This window comes from Pseudomonas sp. PvP028 (assembly GCF_017832255.1).
Lineage (GTDB): Bacteria > Pseudomonadota > Gammaproteobacteria > Pseudomonadales > Pseudomonadaceae > Aquipseudomonas > Aquipseudomonas syringae.
Genome location: NZ_JAFIBL010000001.1, coordinates 5,587,724 through 5,613,706, shown reverse-complemented (window position 1 = coordinate 5,613,706; position 25,983 = coordinate 5,587,724). Strand labels below are relative to the sequence as shown.

Here is a 25,983-nt window from a genome sequence, read left to right as displayed (position 1 = left end):
GGTTTCAGGCGTATACTTTATTAGCTATGCCATCCCAACCACCTACAACCTGGCCACCACCCTGACCATCGATACGCTTTTGTTGCGTATAGGTCATTTTCATACGGCCATAATTCAAGCGTATTGTTTCAGTGGGAAACCCACCCTCGAGGCTGCCATTTCCGTTTAAATTTACAGATGAAATAATCACTTCTTCAAGAGTTATTTCCAAATATTTTAATTTTTCAGCGCCTGCTCTATTTACGGCAATGATAACTTCTTTGAAGTGTTTCCCGCTGCAACAGGCTTCATGAAGCTTAGGCGTTGATTTGTCCACAGTCTTGCGAAAAAAAAGATCGCTCATACGCGCTCGGCCACCTGTTGCTCCACCAGCACTGTTGGCAGTTGCTGAGGCTGATTGGCTTGCTCCTACATCGAAATCCTCCATCTCGATCCAGCCCTTGAATTGAGCATCAAGCGCCTCGCCGGGGATGCCTTCTATTTTCAAATAAGCGTCAAAAGCCATGAGTTTTTCTTCCTTCCATGTTGGGTGTTTATTTTTCAGTGCGGTACGTTAGAACAATAATGATTGTGTGCGCAAAAAAATAATTGAATTGAACCGTATCCTGGATGGATCATATGTCACGTTCTTGTTTGAATTTAGCCGCCGGTCAACTGGTTGACTGATTCGATTGCCCATACTGGATCATACCTAGCCCTTTTTATGTAAGACTAATCTGCTAGCAGTGTGCGTATTTTCTTGTTTGAACATCTTGTCCGGTGTCGCCCAACAACCTGCACCGTAATCACAGATACCAAGATTCGAGGTTTGCGACTCCAGCCGTGGCTGTGCGGAGCATCGTCACATATCCGTAATTAGTCGGCTCCGCATGGCGCGCGGTAGCAAACCCTCGTAAGAAATCTCTGAGAAAGATGACCGCTTACCAGTCGATGAAGTGTCTATCAACAAAGGTATGCTCGATTGAGCCCTGCGTGGCAAGGGCGCAAGACGCAGGGCTGCAGGCTCGGGGCCTAGCGGAATTGATCTGGAATGTTTGCAGTGTTCAGGCGCTCGTTCCGCTCATGCAGCACACGAACGATGAATACGACCTGGGTGCGAACCACATAGCTCACTACGAAGGGGTAGCGGGTAAGCACAAGCTCGCGCACGTCCGGGGTTTGGGAAGGGCGTCCCATTCCCGTAAACGTCGCGAGCTGCTCAACGGATTCCAGAATGGTATTTACGGCTTCGTCAGCTCTCTGGTGGCCCATCAGCCCCGCGTAATGCTCATGAATCGCTTCCAGATCGCTATCGGCTTTTTCACTTAACTCGATTTGCGGCACGTGTTACCCACTTGGCTTTAACGGTTTCCAGATCGATCGTCTTCCCTGCATCGATGTCGGCCAAGCCTTCATCAATGGCTTTCAAATGCCACGCTTCTGCTTCAACGTAGCGAGACAGAGCACGTTTCAGGTGGTACTGACGATCACGGTCCGTGGCAAGGGCAAGCTGGTCGAGCATTTCGACCAAGCCTTCTTCTACTCGGAATGACAGAACAGGCGATGCCATATTGGCCTCCACGGCTGCTAGCTGTAAACAATGTATACAAAAAATTAAACGGTATACTCAGTGTACTTGCTCACGCACGGGGTCTGTCAATGTTCAGTCAAAACAGATTTTACTGAGAGTTTACTTTTATCGGCTTCTCATCCGTCTAGCGGTTCAGTCAGATGCCGTACAAGCCTATCCCTGAGGACTTCCAACTCGTCGTCATTCAGACCCAACTACTCACGGCAAGGATATGGCTGCGCTGACACAGTTGCCCGTGCCCGGCTGAAAGGCAGCTTTCACCGCGAGACCAGCCGAGACACCGCTCGAACGCGGCGTCCCGGCCAGTAGATCAAGCGCGGTAGGGCGCGTAGTCGATGTAGCCGTGCGCATCGCCACCGTAGTAGGTGTCACGGTCCGGGGTCGTCAGTGGCCAGCCGTTTTTCAGGCGGGCGACCAGGTCGGGGTTGCCGATGAAAGGCTGGCCAAACGCAGCAAGGTCGATCAGGTTTTCTTCCAGCAGCGCATCAGCGCGTTCACGGGTCATGTCGCCGGCGAGGATCAGCGCGGTGTTGCCCAGTTCGGCCTTGCAGTGCTTGAGCAGTTTGCGTAATGCCTGCTCCTGCGCGGCGGAGCTTTCGCCGGCCATGAAGAAGTGCGTCTGGTCCATGACGTGTACATAGGCGATGCCGCGTTCGCGCATGCCTGCACACAGCGCCGAGTAGGTTTCGTCGATCTCCGGGTAGAGCGGCATATCGAACAACTGACCATAGGGCGAGATGCGAATCCCAACGCGGTCGGCACCGATTCTGGCACAGGCGGCATCGACCACTTCGAAGACGAAGCGCAGGCGATCTTGCAGGTTGCTCGCGCCGTACTGGTCGGTGCGATCGTTGACCAGCGGGTTGAGGAACTGCTCCAGCAGGTAACCATTGGCGCCGTGAATTTCCACGCCGTCGAAACCGGCGTCGATCGCATTCTGCGCGGCCTGGGCGAAATCCTCGACGACTCGCGCCACTTCTTCGGTGGTGAGTGGGCGCGGCACGGAGGTAGGCACGAAGCCGGGTTCGCCGTCTTCGTCATAAGCGAATGCGACTGCGCCCTGTGCTTGTTTGGTGGTGGCGCTGACCGGTGCTTGGCCGTCGATCTGGATCGAGGTATGGGACACGCGGCCAACATGCCAGAGCTGCGCGAACATGTGACCACCGACGCTGTGGACCGAGTCCGTCACCAGCTTCCAACCCTGGATCTGCTCCGGTGTATAGATGCCTGGATTGAACAGGTAGCCCTGGCCTTCACGGGAGATCGGCGTACCTTCCGACACGATCAGGCCGGCGGTGCCGCGCTGGGTGTAATGCAGCGCGATCTGTTCGGTGGCGATGTCCTCGGGGGCACGCGAGCGGGTCATGGGCGCCATGACGACGCGGTTGCTGAGGGTCGTGTTGCCGAGTTTGAATTCGTTGAACAGAGTCAAGGCAGTCTCTCCTGTGGAGGGGGAATTAAAAGGACAATGACGGCAGCAGCCTTGGGGAAGGCGGCTGTCAGGGGATGACTGGCGACGCGTCAGCAGCAGCGCAACGATCACTCCGAAGCCCATTAGCCACCCGCCAACTTGCCCAGCAGGGATGTTGCGAACGCCATCATCAGGACTGATAGTCCGAGCGTTAGGTGTTGTCCGGGGCCAGTGCAGCGCTGTATGAGGCTTAACTCCGAACAGGTTTTGACATAGTCTATTGGAGAAATGGCGTTTTATTTTTGCTGGTTTCTATCAAGTGAGTGGAATGGAATTCAATAATCGGAGCGTTTATGTTTTCCTCTGAGCGACTCAAGGGTATCGATGTGTTCGTCATCGTCGCCGACATGGGCAGCTTCACGGCCGCAGCTGAACGGTTGAACCTGACCAACTCGGCGATCAGCAAGAGCATTGCGCGATTGGAAGGGCGTCTGCGCACCCGGTTGTTTCAGCGCACCACGCGTCGGCTGTCGCTCACCGAGGCAGGGGAAACCTTTTACCGTACCTGCACAACGGTCCTTTCGGATCTGGAGGAAGTCGAGATTGCGCTGACCTCAACCCAGACCGAGCCACAGGGCAAGGTGCGTATTGATTTGCCAGCTTCGTATGGGCGTTTACATGTCCTGCCGTTGATTCTTGATTTCATGAAGCAGCACCCCAGGTTGCAGCCCCATGTGTCTTTTTCCGATCGCTACGTCGACCCGGTGCACGAGGGCATCGATATCGTCGTCAGGATCGGTGGTTCAGATGCCTGGCCAGCCGCCATGGCTCACCAGTTTTTTGGAACGCAGAAGCTGATTTTCTGCGCGTCACCCGAGTATGTGAACCAACACGGCGAGCCCAAAACGGTGTCGGACCTCGATGACCACCAGTGCATCGGCTATGGGCAAAATGACGGTATGGCGATCCCCTGGTATTTCAAGGGCCGCCAAGCGGGGGACATGGAGCGCAGGATCATGCATCCGCACATTGCCGTGGGAGACGGAGAGGGTGAGGTAATGGCAGTGTTGGCGGGGCTTGGCATCGCTCAGCTACCGACCTGGCTGGTCCAGTGTCATCTCAATAGCGGCAGACTGGTGGAGGTGCTGCCGGATCTTGCTACCGAAGGCCTTCCGATGAATCTTGTCTGGCTTCGAAGTCGCGAGGCGCTGCCAAAAGTCAGCGCGCTGGTCGCCTACCTGGGAGCCAATCTCACGCCTGCCGGGCGTGTTGAGCGGGCTTGAATAATCATCGAATCGGGGATGATCGCAAAGCCGCTTACAACACAGAAGCGCGAAGCTGTCCCTGTCTCCTCAGCCTGACGTAATGGAAAACTGGGGGAGGATGTGCTCCTGGAGTTCATCGATCACCTCCACAGAGGGACGCCGCGTGGGCTTGAGGTTCAATGCGACATGATTGATCCCGGCTTCGCGTTGCCGTGAGAAGAAGTCTTTCAACGCCTTTCGACCGCCCTTCAGCACTCGACCCGTTTGTAGCGGCGCGTCAGGATTGGCGTCGAGATCGAACATCGCGCCGTAGCCGAAAGGGACGAATCCCCTGGAAGCGGTTGCCTCACGCCAATGCGGCACAGCCTCCGGCATGCGCAGCGCGTCGCCATGCCAGATCCAGGCATCTACATTGGCCGCGAGCCACTCCAGGCTCTGTCCAGCGCGACCGATAGCAATGATAGGGACCCGTTGAGCTGCGGGTTTGGGTACCAGATCGATATCGCCCCGCAACTGGCCGAAATGCTGTGTCTTCAGGCGCGGAAATGACTCTGAAATCAGCGTTTTGATCAGCGTTAGCGCTTCCCGATAGCGTTCCGCTCGGCTGGCAAAGTCGACCCCGAAAGCCGGGTACTCTGTTGCCCGGTCACCCGAAGCCATGCCAGCGAGAAAGCGGCCTCCCAAGAGTTGGTCCGCCGTAGCGATCTGCTTGGCAGTGATGACCGGCTCTCGCAACGGGCTGACGATGCCGGCAGTGCCGATGGCGATTCTATGAGTGAGCGCTGCCAGCCAGCCTGCGTACACCAGCGGATCGAGGACCTGGCCGGTATCGCCGAATGACGGGTCGTAAAACGGCACATCGCGCAGCCACAGTGCCGCAGCATCGCTCTGATCGAGGCGCTGCACGATCTCGGCCTGGTCCTCCAGGCTGGGAAAAGGGCCGTCAGGATAGCCGCGCGCGGGCGAGATGAATCCGATGGTCAACTGATCGGGCTGGAATGTACCGCTGAACACCGTATGGTTCTCCAGGCCGAGCGATTGATTGTTCTGAGTCATCGTTTTACTCCGTTTCGGAAATCGATCATTCGATTCTATAGATGACCTTTAGGCGGATCTCCGATCTTTTGGATCAGTCATTGTGAAAAAAAATCACCAATATTCGGTCTGCAACACTTAACCGAGCCACTGGCATCCCGCGCAGATTAGAAACACTGTCATCATCCTCCTGCGAAATCGTCTGGTTTCACACGTCCCCCTTGGCGATTCGCAAACTAATCCTGCCTCCCGGTTTCGCTTTCGCCCGATCTGATCTATACCTTGGGTTCAACGTTTTGTGAGGCGAGGAGCTTTCAGATGTCAGACGCAGATCAGGTACAAAAGTCGCAACCTTCTCCCAGCCAGAGCCACGATGACGTGATTGCTCAGTTCAAGTGGCAGGGCAAGCAGATCGACTGGTTGCTGCAATGGCTGGTCAAGTTTGTTGCCAACACCAAGGTTGAGATGGGCGTGACGCTGTCGGTGGGCGGGAATCTGGTTTCCGGGCATCTGATTTCTCACGATGCGTATTTCGAGCAGTTGGCCGACGATATCTCGGCACCGTTCAGCTCGTTCGCCAACGGTACTGACGCGACCATGAAAGAGATGATCCTGTCCTTCAAGCCCGGTGAGTCGTCTGAAGACACTCCGGCCTTCCATTTCCTTCACCTGAAGGACTGCCGCACCTACTCTACTGACGGCAACCCGATTTGTGATGCCGGTGTGCTGTGGCGGGGCCGGATCTCGGCCGTCGATGGGTTCACCATCGGGCTTATCGCCGAAAAGCCTGACGCAGCCTGACCCTTTGAAGCCTCGACGTCCGTCGGGGCTTTTTCACTCAGTCTCATGATCGCTTCCGGAGTGCTGAATGCACTGGCTGGTCATGGGACGCTGCGTCTGTAATAGCGTCACTTAGCCACTCTTTGCGCGACAAAATGTCGCAAGCCGAGGTCAGGCGAGTAATATGTTCGCCCTGACCTTATCTGCCGAATGGTTTTCGGCATGGCCTGATAGAGAGCTGGCGACAAGAAAAAACAACAAGAACTGAGCCAGGCTGCCCGCCCCGGTCGACATAAAGAATTAATGAGTAGACGAAAAAGGCGATTAGAGAAAATGACCAAAACTTCGCGACCTTTGTACATTTCCTACGCAGGACCCTCACTGCTGGAAATGCCCCTGCTGAACAAAGGCAGTGCCTTCACCCCGCAAGAGCGGGTCGAATTCAATCTGATCGGGCTCCTGCCGCAGAACGTAGAGACGATCGAAGAGCAAGTCACCCGGGTCTATAGTCAGTACAAACAGTGTGCCAGCGACCTGGACAAGCATATTTACCTGCGCTCCATCCAGGACAACAACGAAACCCTGTTTTTCCGCCTGCTCGACTCCCACCTGGACGAGATGCTGCCGATCATCTACACGCCGACGGTGGGGCAGGCCTGTCAGGAATTCTCCAAGATCTACCGCACGCATCGCGGCCTGTTCATTTCCTACCCTGAGCGCGACCGCATCGATGACATTTTGCGCAGCGCGACCAAGGACCGGATCAAGATCATTGTCGTGACCGACAGCGAGCGAATTCTCGGTCTGGGCGATCAGGGCATCGGCGGCATGGGCATCCCGATCGGCAAACTGTCGCTGTACACCGCGTGTGGCGGGATCAGCCCGGCGTACACGTTACCGATCGTGCTGGATGTCGGCACCAACAACCGTGAGCTGCTGGACGACCCGATGTACATGGGCTGGCGTCACGAGCGGGTATCGGGCAAGGAATACGAAGACTTCATCGCGCTGTTCATCGACGCGGTGCAGCGTCGCTGGCCGGACGTGCTGCTGCAGTTCGAAGATTTTGCCCAGTCCAACGCCATGCCGCTGCTCGAAAAGTACCGCGACGAACTGTGCTGCTTCAACGATGACATCCAGGGCACCGCGTCGGTTGCCGTGGGGACGTTGCTGGCAGCCTGCAAGGCCAAAAATGAAACCCTCGGCCAGCAGAAGGTGGTGTTTGTCGGTGCCGGTTCGGCAGGCTGCGGGATTGCCGAGCACATCATCGCAGCGATGCGCATCGAAGGTCTGAGCGAAAGCGAAGCGCGCAAACGTATCTTCATGGTTGATCGTTTCGGCCTGTTGATCGAAGGCATGGACAATTTGCTCGACTTCCAGAAACGACTGGCGCAAAAGACTGCCGACGTGTCTGGCTGGACTGCCGGCTCGGAAGCCTTCCCGCAATTGCTCGATGTAGTCACCCACGCCGGGGCCACCGTGATGATCGGTGTGTCCGGGCAGCGCGGTCTGTTCACCGAGCAAGTGATTCGCGAACTGCACAAGCATTGCGCCAAACCCCTGGTAATGCCACTGTCCAATCCGACGTCCAAAGTGGAAGCCACTCCGGAAGAAATCCTGCGCTGGACCGACGGCAATGCACTGGTAGCCACCGGGAGTCCGTTTGCGCCAGTGGAAATCAACGGTCGCACGGTGCACATCGCGCAGTGCAACAACTCCTACATCTTTCCGGGCATCGGCCTCGGCGTGGTGGCCTGCAAGGCATCGCGCATCACTGACCGGATGCTCATGGCGGCGTCCAATGCGCTGGCCGAGTGCTCGCCGATGGTGACAGGGAAGGGTGATGCGGTGTTGCCGCCGCTCAAGGAAATCCAGCAGGTCAGCCGCAAGATCGCCCTGGCTGTGGCCAGGGAAGCGCAAGCCGAAGGGCTGGCACTGGAAACCACCGAAGAGGCGCTGCTTGAGGCCATCGAGCGCAATTTCTGGTTGCCGGGCTATCGGGCCTATCGTCGTCGCTCGGTCTGATCAGGCGCGTTTGAACGGCTGATGTCTCCGCAAGCTTGCTTGCGGAGACACGTTGCTCGCAAATGCGTTAATGCTGCAACGCATTTCTTTACAGTGAAATAAGCTTCATTCAACCCAATCCTCTCACCGTTTTCACATAAAATTGATGATGCGCTGCCTACAGTGCGCGCCATTGGGGCGTTCACTGGCTCCTGAATGCCCGATGCATATTAATTCGATAAGCAGACCACGATGCCGACACCCAGAACTGTTCGTCCAGAGGTTGTAACCCTACTTGCCAGTGCGTTTCTGTTACTGGGTTTCAATATCAATCTCTGGCAGCATCTTTTCTCGATTACCAGCGCCGATAGCAAAGGGTTGGCCATGCGCTTTGCGTTTGGCTTGATGATTTTCTGCGTGTTCAATATCGTTTTGACGCTGTTGGCATTCCGTCGTGTGTTTAAACCGGTGTTGATCAGTCTGTTTATGATCAGCGCGGGGGTGGTTTATTTCATGACCGAATACGGGGTCATGATCGACGCCGGCATGTTTCGAAACTTCGCCGAAACCAACGTGACGGAAGTGCAGGGGCTGCTGTCTTTAAAACTGGCCTTGTATATCCTTCTGCTGGGCGTAGTGCCCTCGTTGATCCTCTGGAAACTGCCGATCAGCTACCGTCGCTGGCACCTTGAACTGTTCAGCAAACTGTTGGTGACGGTGGCGTGCTGCGTGGCAATCGGCGGCGTTGCACTGGCCAATTACCAAGGACTGTCGTCATTGTTCCGCAATCACCATGAATTGCGCCTAATGGTGGTGCCAAGCAATTACATTGGTGCGTCGCTGGGCTACCTGAGTGAGCAGGTAATCTCCGCAAGGCGCCCGTTCGTGAAGATCGGCGAGGACGCCAAACGCTCCGCGGACTGGGCCACGCATGCCCGCAAATCCTTGACCGTGCTGGTGGTGGGCGAAAGTGCCCGGGCCGAGAACTTCGGAATCCTTGGCTACGGTCGTAACACCACGCCCAACCTGAACAAGGAAAGCGGGCTGGTGGCGTTTACCGATGTGTATTCCTGCGGCACCGAAACCGCCGTGTCGGTGCCTTGCATGTTTTCCAACATGGGACGCAAGAATTACAACGCTACCCAGGCGCGCAATCAGGAAGGCTTGCTGGATGTACTGAAGCGCGCGGGTATAGACGTGATATGGCGTGACAATCAGGCTGGCTGCAAAGGCACCTGTGATCGAGTGACCTTTCAGGACGTGAGCAATCTCAAGGATCCGCTGTTGTGCAACAACCACGAATGCCGGGACGAGATACTCTTGCAAAACCTGCAGACCTTTATCGACAGCCTCGACAAGGACACGGTGCTTGTTCTGCATCAGATGGGCAGCCACGGGCCTGAATACTACAAACGTTACCCAAAAGAGTTTGAAAAGTTTACCCCGGTGTGTGAAAGCAATGCGTTGAACAATTGCAGCCGGGACAGCATCGTCAATGCGTATGACAATACGTTGCTGTACACCGACCATGTACTGGCCACGCTGATTGATCTTTTACGCGCCAATCAAAACAAGGTCGATACCGCCATGGTGTATCTGTCGGACCATGGCGAGTCGCTGGGCGAGTACAACCTGTTCCTGCACGGCACGCCTTATGTGCTGGCCCCTGATCAGCAAAAGCATGTGCCGATGATGGTCTGGTTGTCCGATAACTATCAGAAGTCCTTTGCCGTCACGCCGGAGTGTCTGGCCAAACAACGTAATGCCCCCTTGAGCCAGGACAACCTTTTCCATTCCATGCTCGGCCTGTTAAAAGTCGATACCAAGGTTTATGACCCCAGCCTCGATATGTTTGCCGGATGCCGCAGCGAGTTGGCGGCCACCGACAAGTAACCACGTGCGCGGCGTTCCGGGTATTGATCGTCCTCTCACGTTATGGGGACGATCATCGGCAGCGCGTCTGCCCGGCAATAGCTCCTCCTGTCCGTCATTTGCATGAAGATGCGCCAGACCCGGACGACAGACGCGCGATAATCTCCCATGACGATATATACTGCGCGCCATTGTTGAAGGGAGAGCCGTGTGGCCATCGATATTCACTGGATTCGCGACGACGACAGCCTCGCCCGGCATTGCGCACAATGGCAGTCACTGCCTTTCGTGGCGCTCGACACCGAGTTCATGCGGGTCGACACTTTTTATCCGATCGCCGCGCTGCTGCAGATCGGCGACGGGCAGAGCGCCTGGCTGATTGATCCGTTGCTGATCAACGACTGGCGGCCGCTGTCTGCGTTGCTCGAAAACCCCGACGTCATCAAGGTGGTGCATGCGTGCAGCGAAGACCTCGAGGTGTTGCTGCGCCTGACCGGCAGCCTGCCGGTTCCGCTGTTTGACACCCAGTTGGCAGCTGCCTACCTGAACCTGGGTTTTTCCATGGGTTACTCGCGTCTGGTTCAGGAGGTGCTCGACATCGACCTGCCCAAGGGCGAAACCCGCTCCGACTGGCTGCAACGCCCGCTGTCGGAAACGCAGATCAGCTACGCAGCCGAAGACGCCGTGCACCTGGCCGAGTTGTTCACCATCCTGCGCCCGCGCTTGTCCGACGACAAATACGCCTGGCTGCTGGATGACGGCGCCGAACTGGTCGCCAACCTGCGCCGTGAGGTGGACCCGTACGAGGTGTATCGCGACGCCAAGCTGGCCTGGAAGTTGTCCCGCGCCCAGCTAGCCGTGCTGCGCGAGTTGTGTGCCTGGCGCGAGCGCGAGGCGCGTGCCCGCAACCTGCCGCGCAACCGTATAGTGCGTGAGCACTCGCTCTGGCCATTGGCCAAAACCCAGCCGGACAACCTCGGCGCACTGGCACGGATCGAAGACATGCACCCTCGGACGGTCCGTCATGACGGCGAGTTTCTGCTCGAGCTGATCAAGACCGCGAGCGTGCTGCCGCCGGAAGAATGGCCACCTGCGTTGCCCGAGCCGTTGCCCATCGATGCGGCCGGGTCGATCAAGCGTCTGCGTGTCATCGGTCAGCAGTACGCCGAGCGACTGGACATGGCCCCGGAGCTGATGCTGCGCAAGAAGACCCTCGAAGCCCTGCTCAAGAGCGGCTACCCCGACGGTCCTTACCAATTACCCGACTCGCTGCGTGGCTGGCGTCGCGAGTTGATGGGTCAGGCGCTGCTGGACAGCCTGGCCACCCCCGGAGAACCGTCTTGAAGCGCATCTGCTCGATTTATCGCAGCCCGAAAAGAAACGAGATGTACCTTTACGTCCTGAAAAGCGACGTCCTCAAGCGTGTGCCGCCCGAGCTGATGGTGGCCTTCGGCAAGCCGGTTCATGCGTTCGATCTGGTGCTGAGTCCCGAGCGGGCGCTGTCGCGCGAAGATATCAATGTGGTGCTGGAGAACCTCGACAGCCAGGGCTATCACTTGCAGATGCCGCCGGCTGAAGACGATTACATCGAGCACTTGCCCGAAGAGCTGCTGCGCCGCAACGATCCTATGTAATCGTTGCTCACGTTGTAAAGCGGCCCACATCGACGTGGGTTGCCTGTCCTGTTTTTAAGGTTTTTGAAACATGCGCGTTCTGATTGCCGAGCACGATTACCACGTTTACACCCAATTGTTGCGCAAGGCTGCGCCTGATCTGGAAGTTTTCAGCACTGGCGATTCTGCCGAGTTGTCGCGCATGGCCAGCGACTGCCCGGTCTGGCTGGGACAGCCCGACCTGATGGCCAATCTGCTGCGGCAGGGGCACACGCCGCAATGGCTGCAATCCACCTGGGCGGGCATCACACCGCTGCTGGCTGACAGCCTGTCACGAGACTATCGCCTGACCCGTGCAGTCGGGATTTTCGGCCAGGTCATGGCTGAGTTCGTTTTGACCTATATGCTCGGCCATGAGCGTGAGGTGTTGGCGCGCCTGATGAGTCAGGTCGAGCGCAAGTGGGACAACCGGACCGGGCAGAGCCTGTCGGGCCGCAAGGCATTGATCGTCGGTGCCGGCGATATCGGTCAGCGCGTTGCCGAGTTCCTCCTGCCGTTCGGCGTGCAGGTGTACGGTGTGGCCTCCAGTGCGCGCACTCAGGAACCGTTCATTGAAGTGACAGCGTTGTCAGACATGACGCGCCTGCTCGGCGACATGGATTACGTCATCAACCTGCTGCCCAATACGCCCGAGACGCACGACCTGTACGACGCCAAGTTGTTCGCCAGCTTCAAGCCCACGGCGCTGTTCATCAACGTCGGACGCGGGGTGGCTGTTGTCGATGCAGATCTGGTCGAGGCGTTGAAGGAAGGGCATCTGGCTGGCGCGGTGATTGACGTCTGCCGTCAGGAGCCTTTGCCGCAGCGCCATCCGTTCTGGACTGCCTACGGTCTGCTGTTGACCGGTCACAGCTCGGCGCCTACCTCGCCAGTGGCCATGACCGAGCTTTTCGTGCATAACCTGAACGCTTTTCAGGCGGGAGAAGCGCTGCGCGGAGAGGTCGATTTTTCGCGAGGTTACTGACGCCCTTACCAACGAGCCGACGTTTCAGGCGTCGGCTCGCAGACATTGATTACAGCAGACAGTCGGTTATAGCGAAAAATCACCTTCGGCGGCCAGTTCTGCCAGCGGCTTGCGCGGGCTTGGCACTTCGCGGCCTTGCAGGTAGTCCGGCAAGGTCGATTTGTCCCCCAGCTTGCCAATCGCGATGGCCGCATGCACTGCGTAGCCTTCGGGAATATTTAACTCCTTGCGGGTCAGATCCTGATCGAAACCGGCCATGCCGTGGGTGTGCCAGCCGCTCAGGCTGGCCTGCAGTGCCAGGTAACCCCATGCCGAACCCGTGTCGAAGGTGTGCCACAGAGCCGGGCTCTCTTCGCTTGCGCCGGGGGCGACGAAGGTGGTCTTGGAAATGACGATCACCAAGGCCGCTGCGTGTTGTGCCCAACTGCGGTTGAACTCGTTCAGCAAGCCGAGGTAACGCTCCCAGTTCGGCGTATCGCGACGTGCATAGAGAAAGCGCCAGGGCTGCGAGTTATACGCTGAGGGCGCCCAGCGTGCGGCTTCGAAAAAGCTCAGCAGGGTTTCCTGGTCGATGCTTTCGCCGCTGAAGGCACGTGGCGACCAGCGTTCGGTGAATTGCGGGTCGATAGGGTGATCGGCGATGCGAGGGTTCGTGCTCATGAGAGTCCTTGATAGCGAAGGTTGAAAACGAGCGTGGCTTGATGGGCCGTGGTCGGCAGGCATCGCTTGAACGCACTGAAAACCCGTTAACGCTACTGTTTTGCCCCGTCGCTGACAAGTCCCGGCTACCGGCAGTCGCAAGTGCTTGGCCCGCACCCCGTGTACCTCTAGACTGGCGGCCTTTTCATTATCGATACCGTTGTCCGAACCATGGCCGCTAAAGTTGAACCCTTCTGGATTCGCAAGACCCTTGACCAGCTCGACACCCAAGAGTGGGAGTCGTTGTGCGATGGCTGTGGCCTGTGCTGCCTGCAGAAGCTTGAGGATGAGGAAGACAACGCGGTTTATTACACGCGAATAGCCTGCAAGCTGCTGGATCTGAAAACCTGCCAGTGCTCCGACTACGCAAACCGTCGTGCCTCGGTGCCCGATTGCATTCAGCTGACGCCTGGTCAGGCAGATGAATTCAAATGGCTGCCACCGACCTGCGGCTATCGTCTGGTCAGCGAGGGCAAGGATTTGCCGCTCTGGCACCATCTGGTGTGCGGTGATCGCACGGCCGTGCATCACGAACGCATCTCCCAGTCAGGCCGCATGCTCAGCGAGAACAATGTGGCCGAGGACGACTGGGAGGATTACCTGATTTTTCGCGCGGGTTGAACGCTTAAATGACCGGCTTTGGCTCGGTCAGCGCTTCCACGCCTTTGGCAGCCGCCGTCTTCACGGCATCTTCAGCGTCGTCCTTGAGGTTATTCAGTTGCGCGCCGGCACGTTCGATGGTCGAGCGTGCGCTTTGCAGATCGCTGCGGCCTTTTTCCATCAGGCTCTTGGCCGAGCAGTGGCCACTGATGCCGCGCGCCAGAGCCGCGCCGCCGATGGCCAATTGGATCAGGCCCAGAAAGCCGCCACGACGGACGCCTTTACCCATCAGCAGTACGCCGCCAGCCAGCGAGCCGATACGCTCCCAGCCGTTTACGTTCTGCTCGGGGTTGCGTTGGAGCAGTTCAGGTGTGTCGATGCGTTCGATGATTGGGGTGTCGCGCATGATGGCTCTCCATGAGGTAGTAGGTCGGAGTTGGCAGATTGGAAGCAGTTGCTCGATTCAGAGAAACTGACTGCCCGTGCGCGACACAGGTTCAATGCTTTTCCGTCAGCGGTCGCTGGCCGGATCAATTTTCTCGCGACCGAACTGCGGGCCCGAACGGGTATTGATACCTTTGGCCATGCGGTCATAGAGGACGACGTTGACGGTCGCCGCCAGATTCATGCAGCCCTCGGTCGGGATATAGACCACGTCTTCACACCAGTCGCGAATCTCCTGATCCAGCGAGCCATCTTCCGGGCCGAAGATATATAGTGCGCGATCAGGGTGCGTGTATTCGGGCAGTGCGCGGGCGCCGTCGACCAGTTCGACAGCCACCGGAATGCAACCCAGCGGCAGAATGCTTTTGAGGTCTTCGATGCCGATCAGCGGGATGTCCTGATGGATTTTCTTGGTGTCGGTTATGAAGTCCCGCGCGCGCTCATAGCGTTTACCGGTATAGAACACCGACGCCACGCCGTAACAGCCGGCGGCACGCATGACGGAGCCGACGTTTTCCGGGGACTTGGGGTTGTAAAGACCGATGCAGGCGTACCGTTTGTTGGCCACGGGGAGGGTGCTCTGAAGAAAACCGGGGATTATACGGCAGCCTCAGAGCAATGCCATTGACTGTGTTCAGAACCACATGCGCACGCCGACCACCAGTCGCGCGTCCTGGGTGTCTTCGTCGTCTTCGCGTGCGTAATCGGCGGTCTTGCCGTAGGAGCGGTCCCAGCTCACCCCGACATAAGGGGCGAATTGCGGGGTGATTTCGTAACGCAGTCTGAGGCCGAACTCGCTGGTCGACAGGCCCGAACCGTTGCCGCGCTGCGGGTCGTTCTTGCCATAGAAGTTCAGCTCCGCGGTGGGCTGCAGCACCAGATTGCTGGTCAGCTGGAGGTCGTAGTCGGCCTCCAGGCGAGCGGCGGTCTGTCCGGCTTCACCGATGAACGCGGTGGCCTCGATATCTAGATCCGAAATGGCTTGGCCCTGCAGGCCGAAGGCGGCCCAGGTTTGCGGTGCGCCCGGCTTGAAATCCTGACGTGCTCCGGCGACCACGTCCCACCAAGGGCTGATCGAGTGGCCCCACAACGCCTGGATTTCCGCTTCTTCGGTCTTGCCGTTGGTTCGCTCACCTTCGGAGCGCAGCAGCAGGCGGTCGATATCACCGCCAATCCAGCCGGACATGTCCCAGGCCTGCGCGCTGCCGTCATTGGCGTCCTGCCATTCCAGCTTGTCGGCCAGAAAGTAACTGTTGATGGCGCTGTCATGGACCTGATGGCCCGCGTGGCTGGTGTACACCGCAGCCCGGTCCGCATCAGTGATCGGCGGGATCGGGGTTCGGCTCTGGGTGGGCGCAGTCTGCGTCGAGGTCGCGTCCTCGCTGTCGCTGGCGTCCATGTGCATTTCGTGGCTGCCGTGGTCCATGCCTTCCATTCCGGCGGCCATGCTCGAGGTCCACGGTGCAGCGGTCAGCCCGGCGGCCAGCAACAGCATCGGCAGGCGGGGCGAATTCAGCGTTCTGCTCAACATCAAGGTCCTCATTCTTCCACCCGCACTTCGCGGAACATGCCCATTTCCATGTGGTACAGCATGTGGCAGTGATAAGCCCAACGGCCCAGCGCATCGGCGGTCACGCGGTAGCTGCGGCGTGACCCCGGTGGCATGTCGATGGTGTGTTTGCGCACCATGAACCGGCCGTTTTCATCTTCGAGGTCGCTCCACATGCCATGCAGATGGATGGGGTGGGTCATCATCGTGTCGTTGACCAGCACGACACGCACCCGCTCGCCGTATTTGAGCATCAACGGTTTGGCGTCCGAGAACTTCACACCGTCGAATGACCAGGCGTATTTTTCCATATGCCCGGTCAGGTGCAGCTCGATCGTGCGGCTCGGCTCACGGCCGTCCGGGTCTTCGAAGGTGCTGCGCAGGTCGGCGTAGGTCAGGACTCTGCGGCCATTGCCCCGGAGGCCGATGCCCGGATCATCGAGCTTGGGCGAGGTGCTCATGGCTTGCATGTCGACCAGTGGGTTGTTGTTTTCGCTTTCTGGGTGCGATTGCGGGGTCGGCGTTTTCCTGGCCGGCATCTGCGCGTGGTCCATTGCGGGCATCGCGTCGTGGCCCATCTTGCTGTGGTCCATGCCTGACATGTCGTGCGTTGCCGGGGCTGCGGCGTGGTTCATGCTGCCATGCTCCATGCCCGCCATACCCATATCATCCATGCTCAACAGCGGGCGTGGATCGAGAGGCGGCACGACAGCCTGCAGGCCGGGCCTGCTGGCCAGGGTGCCACGGGCGTAACCGGTGCGGTCCATCGACTGGGCGAACAGGGTATAGGCACCTTCCGCCGGTTCGACAATCACGTCGAAGGTTTCCGCCACTGCGATGCGCAACTCGTCGACGGTCACCGGCTTGACGTGCTGGCCGTCGCTGGCCACCACGGCCATCTTCAGGCCCGGAATGCGCACGTCGAAGTACGTCATTGCCGAGCCGTTGATCAGCCGCAGTCGGATCCGCTCGCCAGGCTTGAACAGCCCGGTCCAGTTCATGTTCGGCGCCTGACCGTTCATCAGGTAGGTGTAGGTCGCACCGCTGACATCCGCCAGATCGGTCGGGTCCATCCTCATCTTCGCCCACATCCAGCGATCCCTGGTGGTCTCGCTCCAGCCTTTTTCACCGACGTCGTTGATGAAGTCGCCGACGGTGCGCTGGTTATTGTTGTAGTAATCGGACTGTTTCTTGAGCGTTTTCATCAGCTGGACCGGCTCTTCGTCGGTCCAGTCGCTGAGCATGATCACGTGTTCGCGATCGTACTCGAACGGCTCCGGCTCTTTCGCATCGATCACCAGCGGCCCGTAGACCCCCGACTGTTCCTGGAAGCCGGAGTGGCTGTGATACCAGTAGGTACCGTGCTGCCTGACCTTGAAGCGGTAGACATACAGGCCATCCGGCGCGATGCCGTCAAAGCTCAACCCCGGCACGCCGTCCATGTTGGCCGGCAGGATGATGCCGTGCCAGTGGATGGATGTGGCTTCGTCGAGCCGGTTCTTGACCCTCAGCGTCACGTTGTCGCCTTCGCGCCAGCGCAGCAGCGGGCCAGGGATGCCACCGTTGATGGTCTGCGCAGTCTTGGCATTGCCGGTGATGTTGACCTGGGTTTCGCCGATATACAGATCGAACTCGGTGCCGGACAACCCGTTTGGCTGACCCGGATTGGCCACCGCCCACGCCGGGCTGCGCCATAGCCCCAGGCCGCCGAGCAGGCCACTGGCGGCCAGCCCTTTCACAAAGGTTCGTCTTGAGGTTCGGGTGGGCATGACAAAGTATCCGGTCGGTCGGGTGGCCGCAGGCCAGGGGAAGTGCGGGTCGGGCGGGGGAGCGTGGCTGGTCGGAGGTACCGGGGTCACTCGTCCTTTTTCATCAGCCCGGCCAGTGCCGCGAACGGGTTGTGGGTGGCCTTGGCGGTTTTCGGACTGCCCAGAGAGCCATCGGCGAAGTACTGCTGATCGGTGTAGCGCGAGTGCTCGTTATCGTGGCAATACAGGCACAGCAGCTCCCAGTTGGAGCCGTCCTGCGGGTTGTTATCATGGTTGTGGTCGCGGTGGTGTACGGTCAGTTCGCTGAGGCGTTTGCCTGCGAACTCGCGCGCGCAGCGGCCGCAAACATGCGGGTACATGCGCAGCGCTTTGTCGCGGTAGCCCATCTCGCGGTCGCGCTGGGCGTCGGCCAGGATGCGGTCCAGCTTGGCAGTATGGGAAGGGGGATTGGCCGTGCTCATGGTGTCACCTGTGCGTGTGCGCATTGAAAGCGGAATGTCGGCAAGTTTAGCGCCAGATGGGCAAACTCACACCTGCTGGGAGAGTAATTGACCATCGACCATGCGCAGGCGCTTGGACAACGAGATGGCCAAGGCGCGAATGATCTTGGCGGCGATTTTCGGCGCGTCCTCGAGCATCTTGTCCAGTGAATCACGGCCCAGGTTCAATAGCTGGCAACTGGTGGCTGCGATACAACTGGCCGAACGGCGCTCGCCATCCAGCACTGCCATTTCCCCAAAGGCGCGTCCGCGCCGCAGAACGGCGATTTCCACCTGTTGGCCGTCTGCAGCAAGCTTCTGCACAGACACGGTGCCCTGATGGATGATGCACATGAAGGTTCCGGCATCGCCCTCGGCGAAAATAGTCTCGCCCTTATCGATATCGGTAATGCTGAAATAGCCGGCTACGGTAAAGAAATCGCCCGGCAGCAGCGTGTCGAACAGGCCGCAATCCAGCAGCATGTCGCGTATGGCGTTGTTCAGGTTGGACAGTGGTTCTGACATGTGAGGTCTGGTAATCCTGACAAAGGGGCAACTCCGCTGCCCCCGGTCCTAGTAAGACAGGTGTTTCACACCAAGTTCATTCAGCGATCTGCAATACCTTGAAGATAAACGCGTACTCCAGCGCCACATCACGCAAGCCCTGATAGCGACCGCTCATGCCACCGTGCCCGGCACCCAGTTCGGTCTTGAGCAGCAACGGATTGTCGTCGGTCTTGGTGGCGCGCAACTTCGCGACCCATTTGGCGGCTTCCCAATACTGCACGCGGCTGTCGTTGTAACCGGCGATGACCAGCATGGCCGGGTAGGCCTGGGCCGTGACGTTTTCGTAGGGTGCGTAAGCCTTGATGCGCGCGTAGACCTCGGGCTCCTGCGGGTTGCCCCATTCGTCGTATTCGGTGACGGTCAGCGGCAGGTCCGGGTCGAGCATGGTGTTCAGCACGTCGACGAACGGCACTTCGGCAATCGCTGCCTTGAACAGCTCGGGCCGCTGGTTGAGCACTGCACCGATCAGCAGGCCACCGGCGCTGCCACCGCTGATCACCAGCTGTTCAGCGCTGGTCAGACCCTGGGCGACAAGGTGTTCGGCGCAGGCAATGAAATCGCCGAAGGTGTTCTGTTTGTGTTCCTGCTTGCCGTTGCGATACCAGGCCTCGCCCAGCTCGCCGCCGCCGCGCACATGGGCAATGGCGAACGCTACGCCACGGTCGAGCAGGCTCAGACGGGCGTGGGAAAACCACGGGTCGAGGCTCTCGCCATAGGCGCCGTAGCCGTACAGATACAGCGGGGTGGCCTGTCCGGCCAGTTCGCGCTTGACCACCAGGCTGATCGGCACTTGGGTGCCATCGCTGGCCGTGGCCCACAAACGCTGGCTGACGTAGGCATCGGCGTCGAAGATGCCCAGTACCGGGGTTTCCTTGAGCACCACCTGCTCGCCGCTGGCCAGGGTCAGTTGACGGACCTGGGCTGGCCGGTTCAACGACTGGTAGCGCAGGCGAATTTTGTCGCTGTCGAATTCCAGCGTGTCCTGCACGTACAGGCTGTACGCGGCATCAGGCAGCTGCACGCGATAGGTCGGCAGCGCCTGAGGACGTACTTCGATGATCGGCAGGCCGCCCTCGCGCAGGCTCAGGCTGATGCCTTTGGCGTTGAGGCTGACGCCTTCGAGCATGACCTTGTCGTCGTGCGCGACCAGCGTCTGCCAGTCCTCGCGCACCGGTACGCCACTGGCGTGTTGCGCTGCTTGATACAGCGCGAAGTTGATGCCGCTCTGATTGCTGCGGATGAACCAGGTCCAGACGCCATCGAGCAGTCCGTGGTCCGGGTAGTATTCGTGACCTTCGCTGCGCGGTGCGAGGCAGGTGAAGGCCTGTTGCGGATGATCGGCGTCCAGCACCCAAGCTTCGCTGGTGGTTTTGCTGTTGAGCAAAATGATCAGTTGGCGCTCGGAACTGCTGCGGAAACAGTGCAGGAAGAAGCGGCCGTCCGGCTCATCGAACACCTGCTCGGCCGATGCCGTGCCCAGGGTATGGCGATGTAGCTTGCCCGGGCGATGGGTTTCGTCCAGCTCGCCGAAAAACAGGGTCTGGCTGTCGTTGGCCCAGGTCATGCTGCCGTCGCAGTTTTCGAAGGGCAGGCTGCTGATCTGACCGGTGCTCAGTTCCTTGACGTAAAGCTCGTACACCTCGTCGCCACTGGTGTCCAGGCTGTAGGCCAGACGCTGGTGGTCAGGGCTGATGCTGAATGCACCCAGCGAGAAAAAGCCGCCATCGGCCATCTCGTTAGGGTCGAGCAACAATTCCTCGGCGCTTTCATCCACCGTGTTGCTGTCGTCGGCCGGGCGCGGGCAGCGGTAGTGACGGGCGTATTCGTCGCCTTGTGTGGTGCGGGTGTAATAAAGGTACGGGCCCCAGGGGGAGGGCAGCGACAGGTCGGTTTCGAGGATGCGGCCCTTGATTTCCTCGAACAGGCTTTCGCGCAACCCGGCCTGCTCTGCCAGTTGCTGCTCCTGCCAGGCGTTTTCGGCGTTGAGGTAGTCGAGCACTTCGTCGGTGTCGCGGTTCTGCAGCCAGGCATAAGGGTCGGGACCGTCGGCCTTGCGAGCGATCGGGGCGCTGGAGGTTGCATTCGAGAAGGACATGCTGGGCTCTCTGTTAAGGCATCAATCAGGAAAATATCGGTACACGCTGAACCGAATACTGAAGCGAGGCAAGCCGCGTCAGGCAAAAGCCGTTATCATAAGCGCCTCTTTACCTGGCTTACCACGGACGTCATGACCGAAAACGACTATCTGATCGCCTGGAGCGTCTACGCCTTCGCCGCGTTGGGTTGCCTGCTGGTATGGTTTCTGATGACCCGCTGGATGTGGCGGTATCTCAAGGAGCCTTTGCTGGTGGCGGTCGCGGTGCTGCTGTTTACGCCGACCATGGTCGACCCTGCCAAGGATGCGATGGCGCCAGCCGTGGCGATCACCGCGCTTGACCTGATGTTCAAGGTCGGCAGCAACGTCTGGACCGCCGTGTCGGACCTGGCCATGTATGGCATGTTCGCCTTCGCTGCGTATCTGCTGTTCGTGCTGATCCGTTGGCCGATCGAACGCAGCCGCAAGGCTCGCCAGCCCAAGCCTGCGGCCCAGCCCGTCGAAACAGACCCTGCTGACGAACCTTTCGCCGAAGACGATCACTACGCTCGCAAGAACGCTGCGCCTCTTGCGCCGACCAGGGCTGCGCGGGTCGAGCCGCGTTTGTAGATCCCGCTTCGTTGGTAAGCGCCGCGACCTGCGGCGCATGACCTGCTGCAAAACGTCTTGAAGCGAGAACCTGAGCATGTGTGAACTACTGGGCATGAGCGCCAATGTCCCGACCGACATAGTCTTCAGCTTTACCGGGCTGATGCAGCGTGGCGGCCGCACCGGTCCGCATCGCGATGGCTGGGGCATTGCCTTCTACGAGGGCCGTGGCCTGCGCCTGTTTCAGGACCCGGCAGCCAGCAGTGAATCGGAAGTCGCCCAACTGGTGCAGCGTTATCCCATCAAGAGCGAAGTCGTGATCGGCCATATTCGTCAGGCCAACGTCGGCAAGGTCTGCCTGTCCAATACCCATCCTTTCGTGCGTGAGCTCTGGGGCCGTAACTGGTGCTTTGCCCATAACGGCCAATTGGCGGATTTCACCCCGGGCGTTACTTTCTACCGGCCGGTGGGCGATACCGACAGCGAAGCGGCATTCTGCGACTTGCTCAATCGCGTCCGCGAAGCGTTTCCCGAGCCCGTCGACGTCGAGGAATTGCTGCCCACGTTGATCCAGGCGTGTGCCGAATACCGCAGTAAGGGCGTGTTCAACTGCCTGTTGAGCGACGGTGACTGGCTGTTTTGCTTTTGCAGTACCAAACTGGTTCAGATCACCCGCCGAGCTCCGTTTGGTCCGGCAAGGTTGAAAGATGTCGACGTGATTGTCGATTTTCAGGCTGAAACCACACCGCACGACGTGGTCACGGTCATCGCGACCGAACCCTTGACCGAGAACGAAAACTGGAACCGCTATGAACCGGGCCAGTGGAGCCTGTGGCGCAAGGGCGAGAGCGTGGCGCAAGGTTCGGTCGACGCCGTCACCGAGACGGCCAGGTCGTAAGACACCATCACATCGGCTTAATGGATAAAAAAGAAGAGGGATATTAATGCTGCGAAGTTATCTGCGATTGGTCCTGTTCACCATGGGCCTGCTGTTCGGGGTACAGATCCCCGGCTTCATCAGTGATTACAGCAAGCGTGTCGAAGCGCATCTGATCGAGGCGCAGCAAGCCGTGAAGGGCTATACCGCCACCGCACAGCAGTTCTTCAAGGGCGATATCCAGGCGCTGATCCAGCACTATCGCAGCAGTGAAGACCCGGTTTTTCGCAGTGATGCGGACACCATCGACACCCTGATGAACCGCACGCACATCCTTGAGCGTCAGTGGCTCGGGCTTCAGGGACCTTGGTATTCCAAAGCCATCTTCGTGGCTACCTCTTCCGATCCGGATATCCGTCGCGAGACCTTCAATGGTTATACGTGGCAAGTTCTGCTGGCCCCGGAAGTGATTGCCTGGGGCATCATCAGCGCATTGCTGCTGGCGCTGGTGATCGAAAGCTTCGTGCTGTTGCTTGGCTGGGTGGTCCACGGCGGACGACGCAAGCCTCAGCTCGAACGCGACTGGAATTGACTCTGGGTCGGGGCGTAGCGAAACATTGGTGGGCAGTTCATATGACTGCCCGTGTTTCATTGCGTAGATAGGTGAGTACTGTTTCAGGTGCGTTCCACATCAGCACGTCGATGATTGAAAGGTTTTCGACGAAATTCATAGGTCCCGTCGAATAACTGAATGAAGCGGGCTCGAGAAACCTCAGTTCTATGCCTCTTTCCTGCCACTCGCCGGGTATGAAGATTTCGCGTCCACCTGTGGCATTGATGTACTGGCGCGCTTTCAGCACGGTGCTTATTTCCAGCGCCCATTGGCCCGCATATTCAATGGGCGGCAGATCAAGGTTCATCGCTGCACAGCTTTCCCAGTTAAAGCTCATGCCTAAATACTCGCAGACCACTTTCAGCGCGCGTGTGTTGAGTTCACACAGGTGGGTGGCAGGTGTGCCGAATGTCTGTTCGACCACCTGCAAGGTTTCCCGAAAGTAGGGTGCCTTGCTTCGATAGTGTTCGAGCTGATTCGTGATTCGTCGGTGGGCACAGGCAAGGTCGATGATGGTCGCGTCCTTGATCAGTGCGCCCTCGCTGACACAGACCGGAACATTGATGTATTGCCAGTCGCCTTTGCTGCCCAGTACCCGATTGCGGTTCATCCAGCTTTTGCGTTTGTATTTGACGATGTCGAAGACCAGCCCGCGCTGGACCGCCGCAATGAGCTGGAAGTAACCGATGTAGGGGAAAAAGTAAGGCTGCATGATCCCGAGCGTTTCGTTCATAAGTAACCCGCGACGTCGCGACGGCTGCTCAGGCAAAACGATGGAGTAACTGCAAAACGACCTACTCAATCAGCACTTTTGCGTCTGATTGGTTGTGTGGAACTGTCAGCGTAGTTCGGGTGTTCAAAATGATCATGCTGCTGGTCGGGTGGTACCGGCCGGTCGATGACCGGCTTGTACAGCATTGGCAGCAGCCTTATTTCATTTCGCCAGGTAACGCATGCCTTCTTCCAGACCGCTAAGGGTTAGTGGATACATCTGCCCCTCGATCAAATCACGCACGATATGCGTCGAGGTGGTGTAGTCCCAGGCATCTTTCGGGTAGGGGTTGATCCAGATGATCTTCTTGAATTTGGCCATGAAGCGCTGCATCCATACATAGCCCGCCTCTTCATTCCAGTGTTCGACACTGCCGCCGGGCTGGGTGATTTCATAGGGCGCCATTGAGGCGTCGCCAATGAAAATCACTTTGTAGTCCTCGCCATACTTGTGCAATAGGTCCTGGGTGGCAGTCCGCTCCGAGCTTCTGCGCTGATTGTTCTTCCACACCGATTCATAGATGAAGTTATGGAAGTAGAAATACTCCATATGCTTGAACTCGGTCTTGCACGCGGAGAACAGCTCTTCACAGACCTTGATGTGCGAATCCATCGAGCCGCCGATGTCGAACAACAGCAATAACTTGATGGTGTTGCGCCGCTCCGGGCGCATCTGAATGTTCAGCAGGCCCGCATCGCGTGCGGTGTGATCGATGGTGCTGTCGATGTCCAATTCATCCGCAGCACCCTGACGAGCGAACTTGCGCAGGCGACGCAGGGCCACCTTGATATTGCGTGTCCCCAGTTCAACCTGATCGTCCAGGTTTTTATATTCGCGCTGGTCCCAGACTTTGACGGCCTTGCCTTTGCGCTCGCCTGCATCGCCGACGCGGATGCCCTCCGGGTTATAGCCACCCGAACCGAACGGGCTGGTGCCACCGGTGCCGATCCATTTGTTGCCACCGGCATGGCGTTCCTTCTGTTCTTCCAGGCGTTTCTTGAACTCCTCGATCAGTTTGTCGAGGCCGCCCAGCGACTGAATCTGCGCGCGTTCCTCGTCCGTCAGCGAACGCTCGAACTCTTTGCGCAGCCAGTCTTCCGGGATCAACGCCTGCAAATGCTCGTCGAGATTTTCCAGGCCATTGAAATATGCGCCGAAGGCCCGGTCGAACTTGTCGAAATGGCGCTCGTCCTTGACCAGAATCGTGCGCGCCAGAAAGTAGAACTCATCGATGTCGGCGAAGACGACCCGCTGTTTCAGCGCATTGATCAGGTCCAGCAGTTCACGCAGAGACACCGGCACTTTGGCCGCGCGCATTTCGTTGAACAGGTTGAGCAGCATGGCTGTCGCCCTTTTACATGGCAGGTTGGATAGACACGATCAGCGGTTGCCGCGACGGCTCATGAACGCCAGACGTTCCAGTAAGTGCACGTCCTGCTCGTTCTTGACCAGCGCGCCGGCCAGTGGCGGAATCGCCTTGGTCGGGTCGCGTTCGCGCAGCACGGCTTCACCGATGTTGTCGGCCATCAGCAGCTTCAGCCAGTCGACCAGCTCGGAAGTGGAGGGCTTCTTCTTCAGCCCAGGCACTTTGCGCACGTCGAAGAATACGTCCAGCGCTTCGCTCACCAGTTCTTTCTTGATGTCCGGGTAATGCACATCGACGATGCGTTGCAGCGTGGCCCGATCCGGAAAGGCAATGTAGTGAAAGAAGCAGCGACGCAGAAAGGCATCCGGCAGCTCTTTCTCGTTGTTGGAGGTAATGATGATGATCGGTCGCTTTTTGGCCTTGATGGTTTCATCGATCTCGTAAACGTAGAACTCCATCTTGTCAAGTTCCTGCAACAGGTCGTTGGGGAACTCGATATCGGCCTTGTCGATTTCGTCGATCAGCAGAATCACACGCTCCTCGGACTCGAAGGCTTCCCAGAGCTTGCCCTTTTTCAGGTAGTTGCGTACGTCGTGGACCTTGTCGACGCCCAGTTGCGAGTCGCGCAGACGACTCACCGCATCGTACTCGTACAGACCCTGATGGGCCTTGGTCGTGGACTTGATATGCCAGGTAATCAGTTTCGCGCCGAAGGACTCGGCCAGTTGCTCGGCGAGCATGGTCTTACCAGTGCCGGGCTCGCCCTTGACCAGCAGTGGACGTTCCAGCGTGATGGCCGCGTTGACCGCCAGCTTGAGATCGTCGGTGGCAACGTAGGCCGGCGTACCTTCGAACTTCATTGATCCATCCTTTTCGCGTGGGCGCGCGTAACCGGTCGGCACGCACGCCGTAAGAGGGGCAAGCAATGCCCTGACTATAACGTGGCTGCCCGAGTGCTGTGAACGAAGACGCCTCATTCAGTTCTTGAATG

Annotated in this window: 27 protein-coding genes; 11 read left to right on the top strand and 16 right to left on the bottom strand. The window is 58.5% G+C overall.

Going from position 1 to position 25,983, the window contains the following annotated elements; translation table 11 throughout:
• Positions 1–4 precede the first annotated feature (4 nt).
• The 4 genes from JOE34_RS23885 to JOE34_RS23870 all read right to left on the bottom strand — a co-directional run bounded on the left by JOE34_RS23885 (position 5) and on the right by JOE34_RS23870 (position 3,002).
• Positions 5–505, bottom strand: coding sequence for a type VI secretion system tube protein Hcp (locus JOE34_RS23885; RefSeq protein ID WP_209996748.1), 501 nt, complete (start codon positions 503–505; stop codon positions 5–7).
• A gap of 506 nt (positions 506–1,011) precedes the next feature.
• Positions 1,012–1,323, bottom strand: coding sequence for a type II toxin-antitoxin system RelE/ParE family toxin (locus JOE34_RS23880; RefSeq protein ID WP_209996746.1), 312 nt, complete (start codon positions 1,321–1,323; stop codon positions 1,012–1,014).
• Positions 1,301–1,549, bottom strand: coding sequence for a ribbon-helix-helix protein, CopG family (locus tag JOE34_RS23875; RefSeq protein WP_209996744.1), 249 nt, complete (start codon positions 1,547–1,549; stop codon positions 1,301–1,303). Before JOE34_RS23875 ends, JOE34_RS23880 begins: the two co-directional genes overlap by 23 nt.
• 331 nt (positions 1,550–1,880) lie before the next feature.
• Positions 1,881–3,002, bottom strand: coding sequence for an alkene reductase (locus JOE34_RS23870; protein ID WP_122242375.1), 1,122 nt, complete (start codon positions 3,000–3,002; stop codon positions 1,881–1,883).
• 332 nt (positions 3,003–3,334) lie between these two features.
• On the opposite strand from JOE34_RS23870, the gene JOE34_RS23865 reads away from it, so the two are divergent.
• Entirely contained in the window at positions 3,335–4,264 is a 930-nt protein-coding gene (locus tag JOE34_RS23865; protein WP_161420776.1) for a LysR substrate-binding domain-containing protein, read from the top strand.
• Positions 4,265–4,333: 69 nt separating this feature from the next.
• Here the strand turns inward: JOE34_RS23865 and JOE34_RS23860 are convergent, their stop codons facing one another.
• Positions 4,334–5,302 (bottom strand): LLM class oxidoreductase, encoded by a 969-nt coding sequence (locus tag JOE34_RS23860; protein ID WP_209996742.1) that lies wholly within the window; start codon positions 5,300–5,302, stop codon positions 4,334–4,336.
• A 297-nt stretch (positions 5,303–5,599) separates the two neighbouring features.
• Here JOE34_RS23860 and gvpU point away from each other — a divergent pair, with 297 nt between their 5' ends.
• From gvpU to JOE34_RS23830, 6 genes are all read left to right on the top strand, one after another.
• Positions 5,600–6,082, top strand: a complete 483-nt coding sequence (gene gvpU / locus JOE34_RS23855; protein ID WP_003345567.1) for a gas vesicle accessory protein GvpU — start codon at positions 5,600–5,602, stop codon at positions 6,080–6,082.
• A 312-nt stretch (positions 6,083–6,394) separates the two neighbouring features.
• Positions 6,395–8,086 (top strand): NAD-dependent malic enzyme, encoded by a 1,692-nt coding sequence (locus JOE34_RS23850; RefSeq protein ID WP_209996740.1) that lies wholly within the window; start codon positions 6,395–6,397, stop codon positions 8,084–8,086.
• 231 nt (positions 8,087–8,317) lie between these two features.
• Positions 8,318–9,958: a phosphoethanolamine--lipid A transferase gene (locus tag JOE34_RS23845; protein WP_024664569.1), complete on the top strand. Its 1,641-nt coding sequence runs from the start codon at positions 8,318–8,320 to the stop codon at positions 9,956–9,958.
• 189 nt (positions 9,959–10,147) lie between these two features.
• On the top strand, positions 10,148–11,281 hold the full coding sequence (gene rnd, locus JOE34_RS23840) for a ribonuclease D (RefSeq protein ID WP_003390935.1): 1,134 nt from the start codon (positions 10,148–10,150) through the stop codon (positions 11,279–11,281).
• Positions 11,278–11,571, top strand: a complete 294-nt coding sequence (locus JOE34_RS23835) for a YcgL domain-containing protein (RefSeq protein WP_003317401.1) — start codon at positions 11,278–11,280, stop codon at positions 11,569–11,571. Before rnd ends, JOE34_RS23835 begins: the two co-directional genes overlap by 4 nt.
• A gap of 70 nt (positions 11,572–11,641) precedes the next feature.
• Positions 11,642–12,574, top strand: coding sequence for a D-2-hydroxyacid dehydrogenase (locus tag JOE34_RS23830; RefSeq protein WP_003390934.1), 933 nt, complete (start codon positions 11,642–11,644; stop codon positions 12,572–12,574).
• A gap of 66 nt (positions 12,575–12,640) precedes the next feature.
• Here the strand turns inward: JOE34_RS23830 and JOE34_RS23825 are convergent, their stop codons facing one another.
• On the bottom strand, positions 12,641–13,234 hold the full coding sequence (locus tag JOE34_RS23825) for a nitroreductase family protein (protein ID WP_003317403.1): 594 nt from the start codon (positions 13,232–13,234) through the stop codon (positions 12,641–12,643).
• 210 nt (positions 13,235–13,444) lie between these two features.
• On the opposite strand from JOE34_RS23825, the gene JOE34_RS23820 reads away from it, so the two are divergent.
• Positions 13,445–13,894, top strand: a complete 450-nt coding sequence (locus tag JOE34_RS23820; RefSeq protein WP_003368281.1) for a YcgN family cysteine cluster protein — start codon at positions 13,445–13,447, stop codon at positions 13,892–13,894.
• A 4-nt stretch (positions 13,895–13,898) separates the two neighbouring features.
• Here JOE34_RS23820 and JOE34_RS23815 read toward each other — a convergent pair whose 3' ends face one another.
• From JOE34_RS23815 to JOE34_RS23785, 7 genes are all read right to left on the bottom strand, one after another.
• On the bottom strand, positions 13,899–14,279 hold the full coding sequence (locus JOE34_RS23815; protein ID WP_003390932.1) for a DUF2892 domain-containing protein: 381 nt from the start codon (positions 14,277–14,279) through the stop codon (positions 13,899–13,901).
• Positions 14,280–14,384: 105 nt separating this feature from the next.
• A complete protein-coding gene (locus JOE34_RS23810; protein ID WP_003317406.1) occupies positions 14,385–14,885 on the bottom strand; it encodes an RNA methyltransferase in 501 nt (166 codons plus the stop codon).
• 66 nt (positions 14,886–14,951) lie between these two features.
• Positions 14,952–15,845: a copper resistance protein B gene (locus JOE34_RS23805; protein WP_280922947.1), complete on the bottom strand. Its 894-nt coding sequence runs from the start codon at positions 15,843–15,845 to the stop codon at positions 14,952–14,954.
• A gap of 11 nt (positions 15,846–15,856) precedes the next feature.
• Positions 15,857–17,635 (bottom strand): copper resistance system multicopper oxidase, encoded by a 1,779-nt coding sequence (locus tag JOE34_RS23800; RefSeq protein ID WP_032658531.1) that lies wholly within the window; start codon positions 17,633–17,635, stop codon positions 15,857–15,859.
• Positions 17,636–17,721: 86 nt separating this feature from the next.
• Complete coding sequence (locus JOE34_RS23795) at positions 17,722–18,096, bottom strand: YajD family HNH nuclease (RefSeq protein WP_003317410.1); 375 nt, start codon at positions 18,094–18,096, stop codon at positions 17,722–17,724.
• A 66-nt stretch (positions 18,097–18,162) separates the two neighbouring features.
• A complete protein-coding gene (locus JOE34_RS23790; protein WP_003345583.1) occupies positions 18,163–18,639 on the bottom strand; it encodes a cyclic nucleotide-binding domain-containing protein in 477 nt (158 codons plus the stop codon).
• A gap of 76 nt (positions 18,640–18,715) precedes the next feature.
• Positions 18,716–20,776 (bottom strand): S9 family peptidase, encoded by a 2,061-nt coding sequence (locus JOE34_RS23785; protein ID WP_209996733.1) that lies wholly within the window; start codon positions 20,774–20,776, stop codon positions 18,716–18,718.
• Positions 20,777–20,908: 132 nt separating this feature from the next.
• Between JOE34_RS23785 and JOE34_RS23780 the strand changes: the two genes are divergently transcribed.
• The 3 genes from JOE34_RS23780 to JOE34_RS23770 all read left to right on the top strand — a co-directional run bounded on the left by JOE34_RS23780 (position 20,909) and on the right by JOE34_RS23770 (position 22,833).
• A complete protein-coding gene (locus tag JOE34_RS23780; protein WP_010420532.1) occupies positions 20,909–21,385 on the top strand; it encodes a hypothetical protein in 477 nt (158 codons plus the stop codon).
• Between the two features lie 76 nt (positions 21,386–21,461).
• A complete protein-coding gene (locus tag JOE34_RS23775) occupies positions 21,462–22,262 on the top strand; it encodes a class II glutamine amidotransferase (protein WP_024683809.1) in 801 nt (266 codons plus the stop codon).
• 46 nt (positions 22,263–22,308) lie between these two features.
• Positions 22,309–22,833: a DUF2937 family protein gene (locus JOE34_RS23770; protein WP_003390926.1), complete on the top strand. Its 525-nt coding sequence runs from the start codon at positions 22,309–22,311 to the stop codon at positions 22,831–22,833.
• A 37-nt stretch (positions 22,834–22,870) separates the two neighbouring features.
• Here JOE34_RS23770 and JOE34_RS23765 read toward each other — a convergent pair whose 3' ends face one another.
• From JOE34_RS23765 to JOE34_RS23755, 3 genes are all read right to left on the bottom strand, one after another.
• Positions 22,871–23,587 carry a WbqC family protein gene (locus tag JOE34_RS23765; protein WP_032658539.1) on the bottom strand — a complete coding sequence of 239 codons (717 nt, stop codon included), beginning with the start codon at positions 23,585–23,587 and terminating at the stop codon, positions 22,871–22,873.
• 201 nt (positions 23,588–23,788) lie between these two features.
• Positions 23,789–24,967 carry a VWA domain-containing protein gene (locus tag JOE34_RS23760; RefSeq protein ID WP_003317418.1) on the bottom strand — a complete coding sequence of 393 codons (1,179 nt, stop codon included), beginning with the start codon at positions 24,965–24,967 and terminating at the stop codon, positions 23,789–23,791.
• A gap of 39 nt (positions 24,968–25,006) precedes the next feature.
• Positions 25,007–25,852 carry a MoxR family ATPase gene (locus JOE34_RS23755; RefSeq protein ID WP_024664563.1) on the bottom strand — a complete coding sequence of 282 codons (846 nt, stop codon included), beginning with the start codon at positions 25,850–25,852 and terminating at the stop codon, positions 25,007–25,009.
• Between the last annotated feature and the right edge of the window lie 131 nt (positions 25,853–25,983).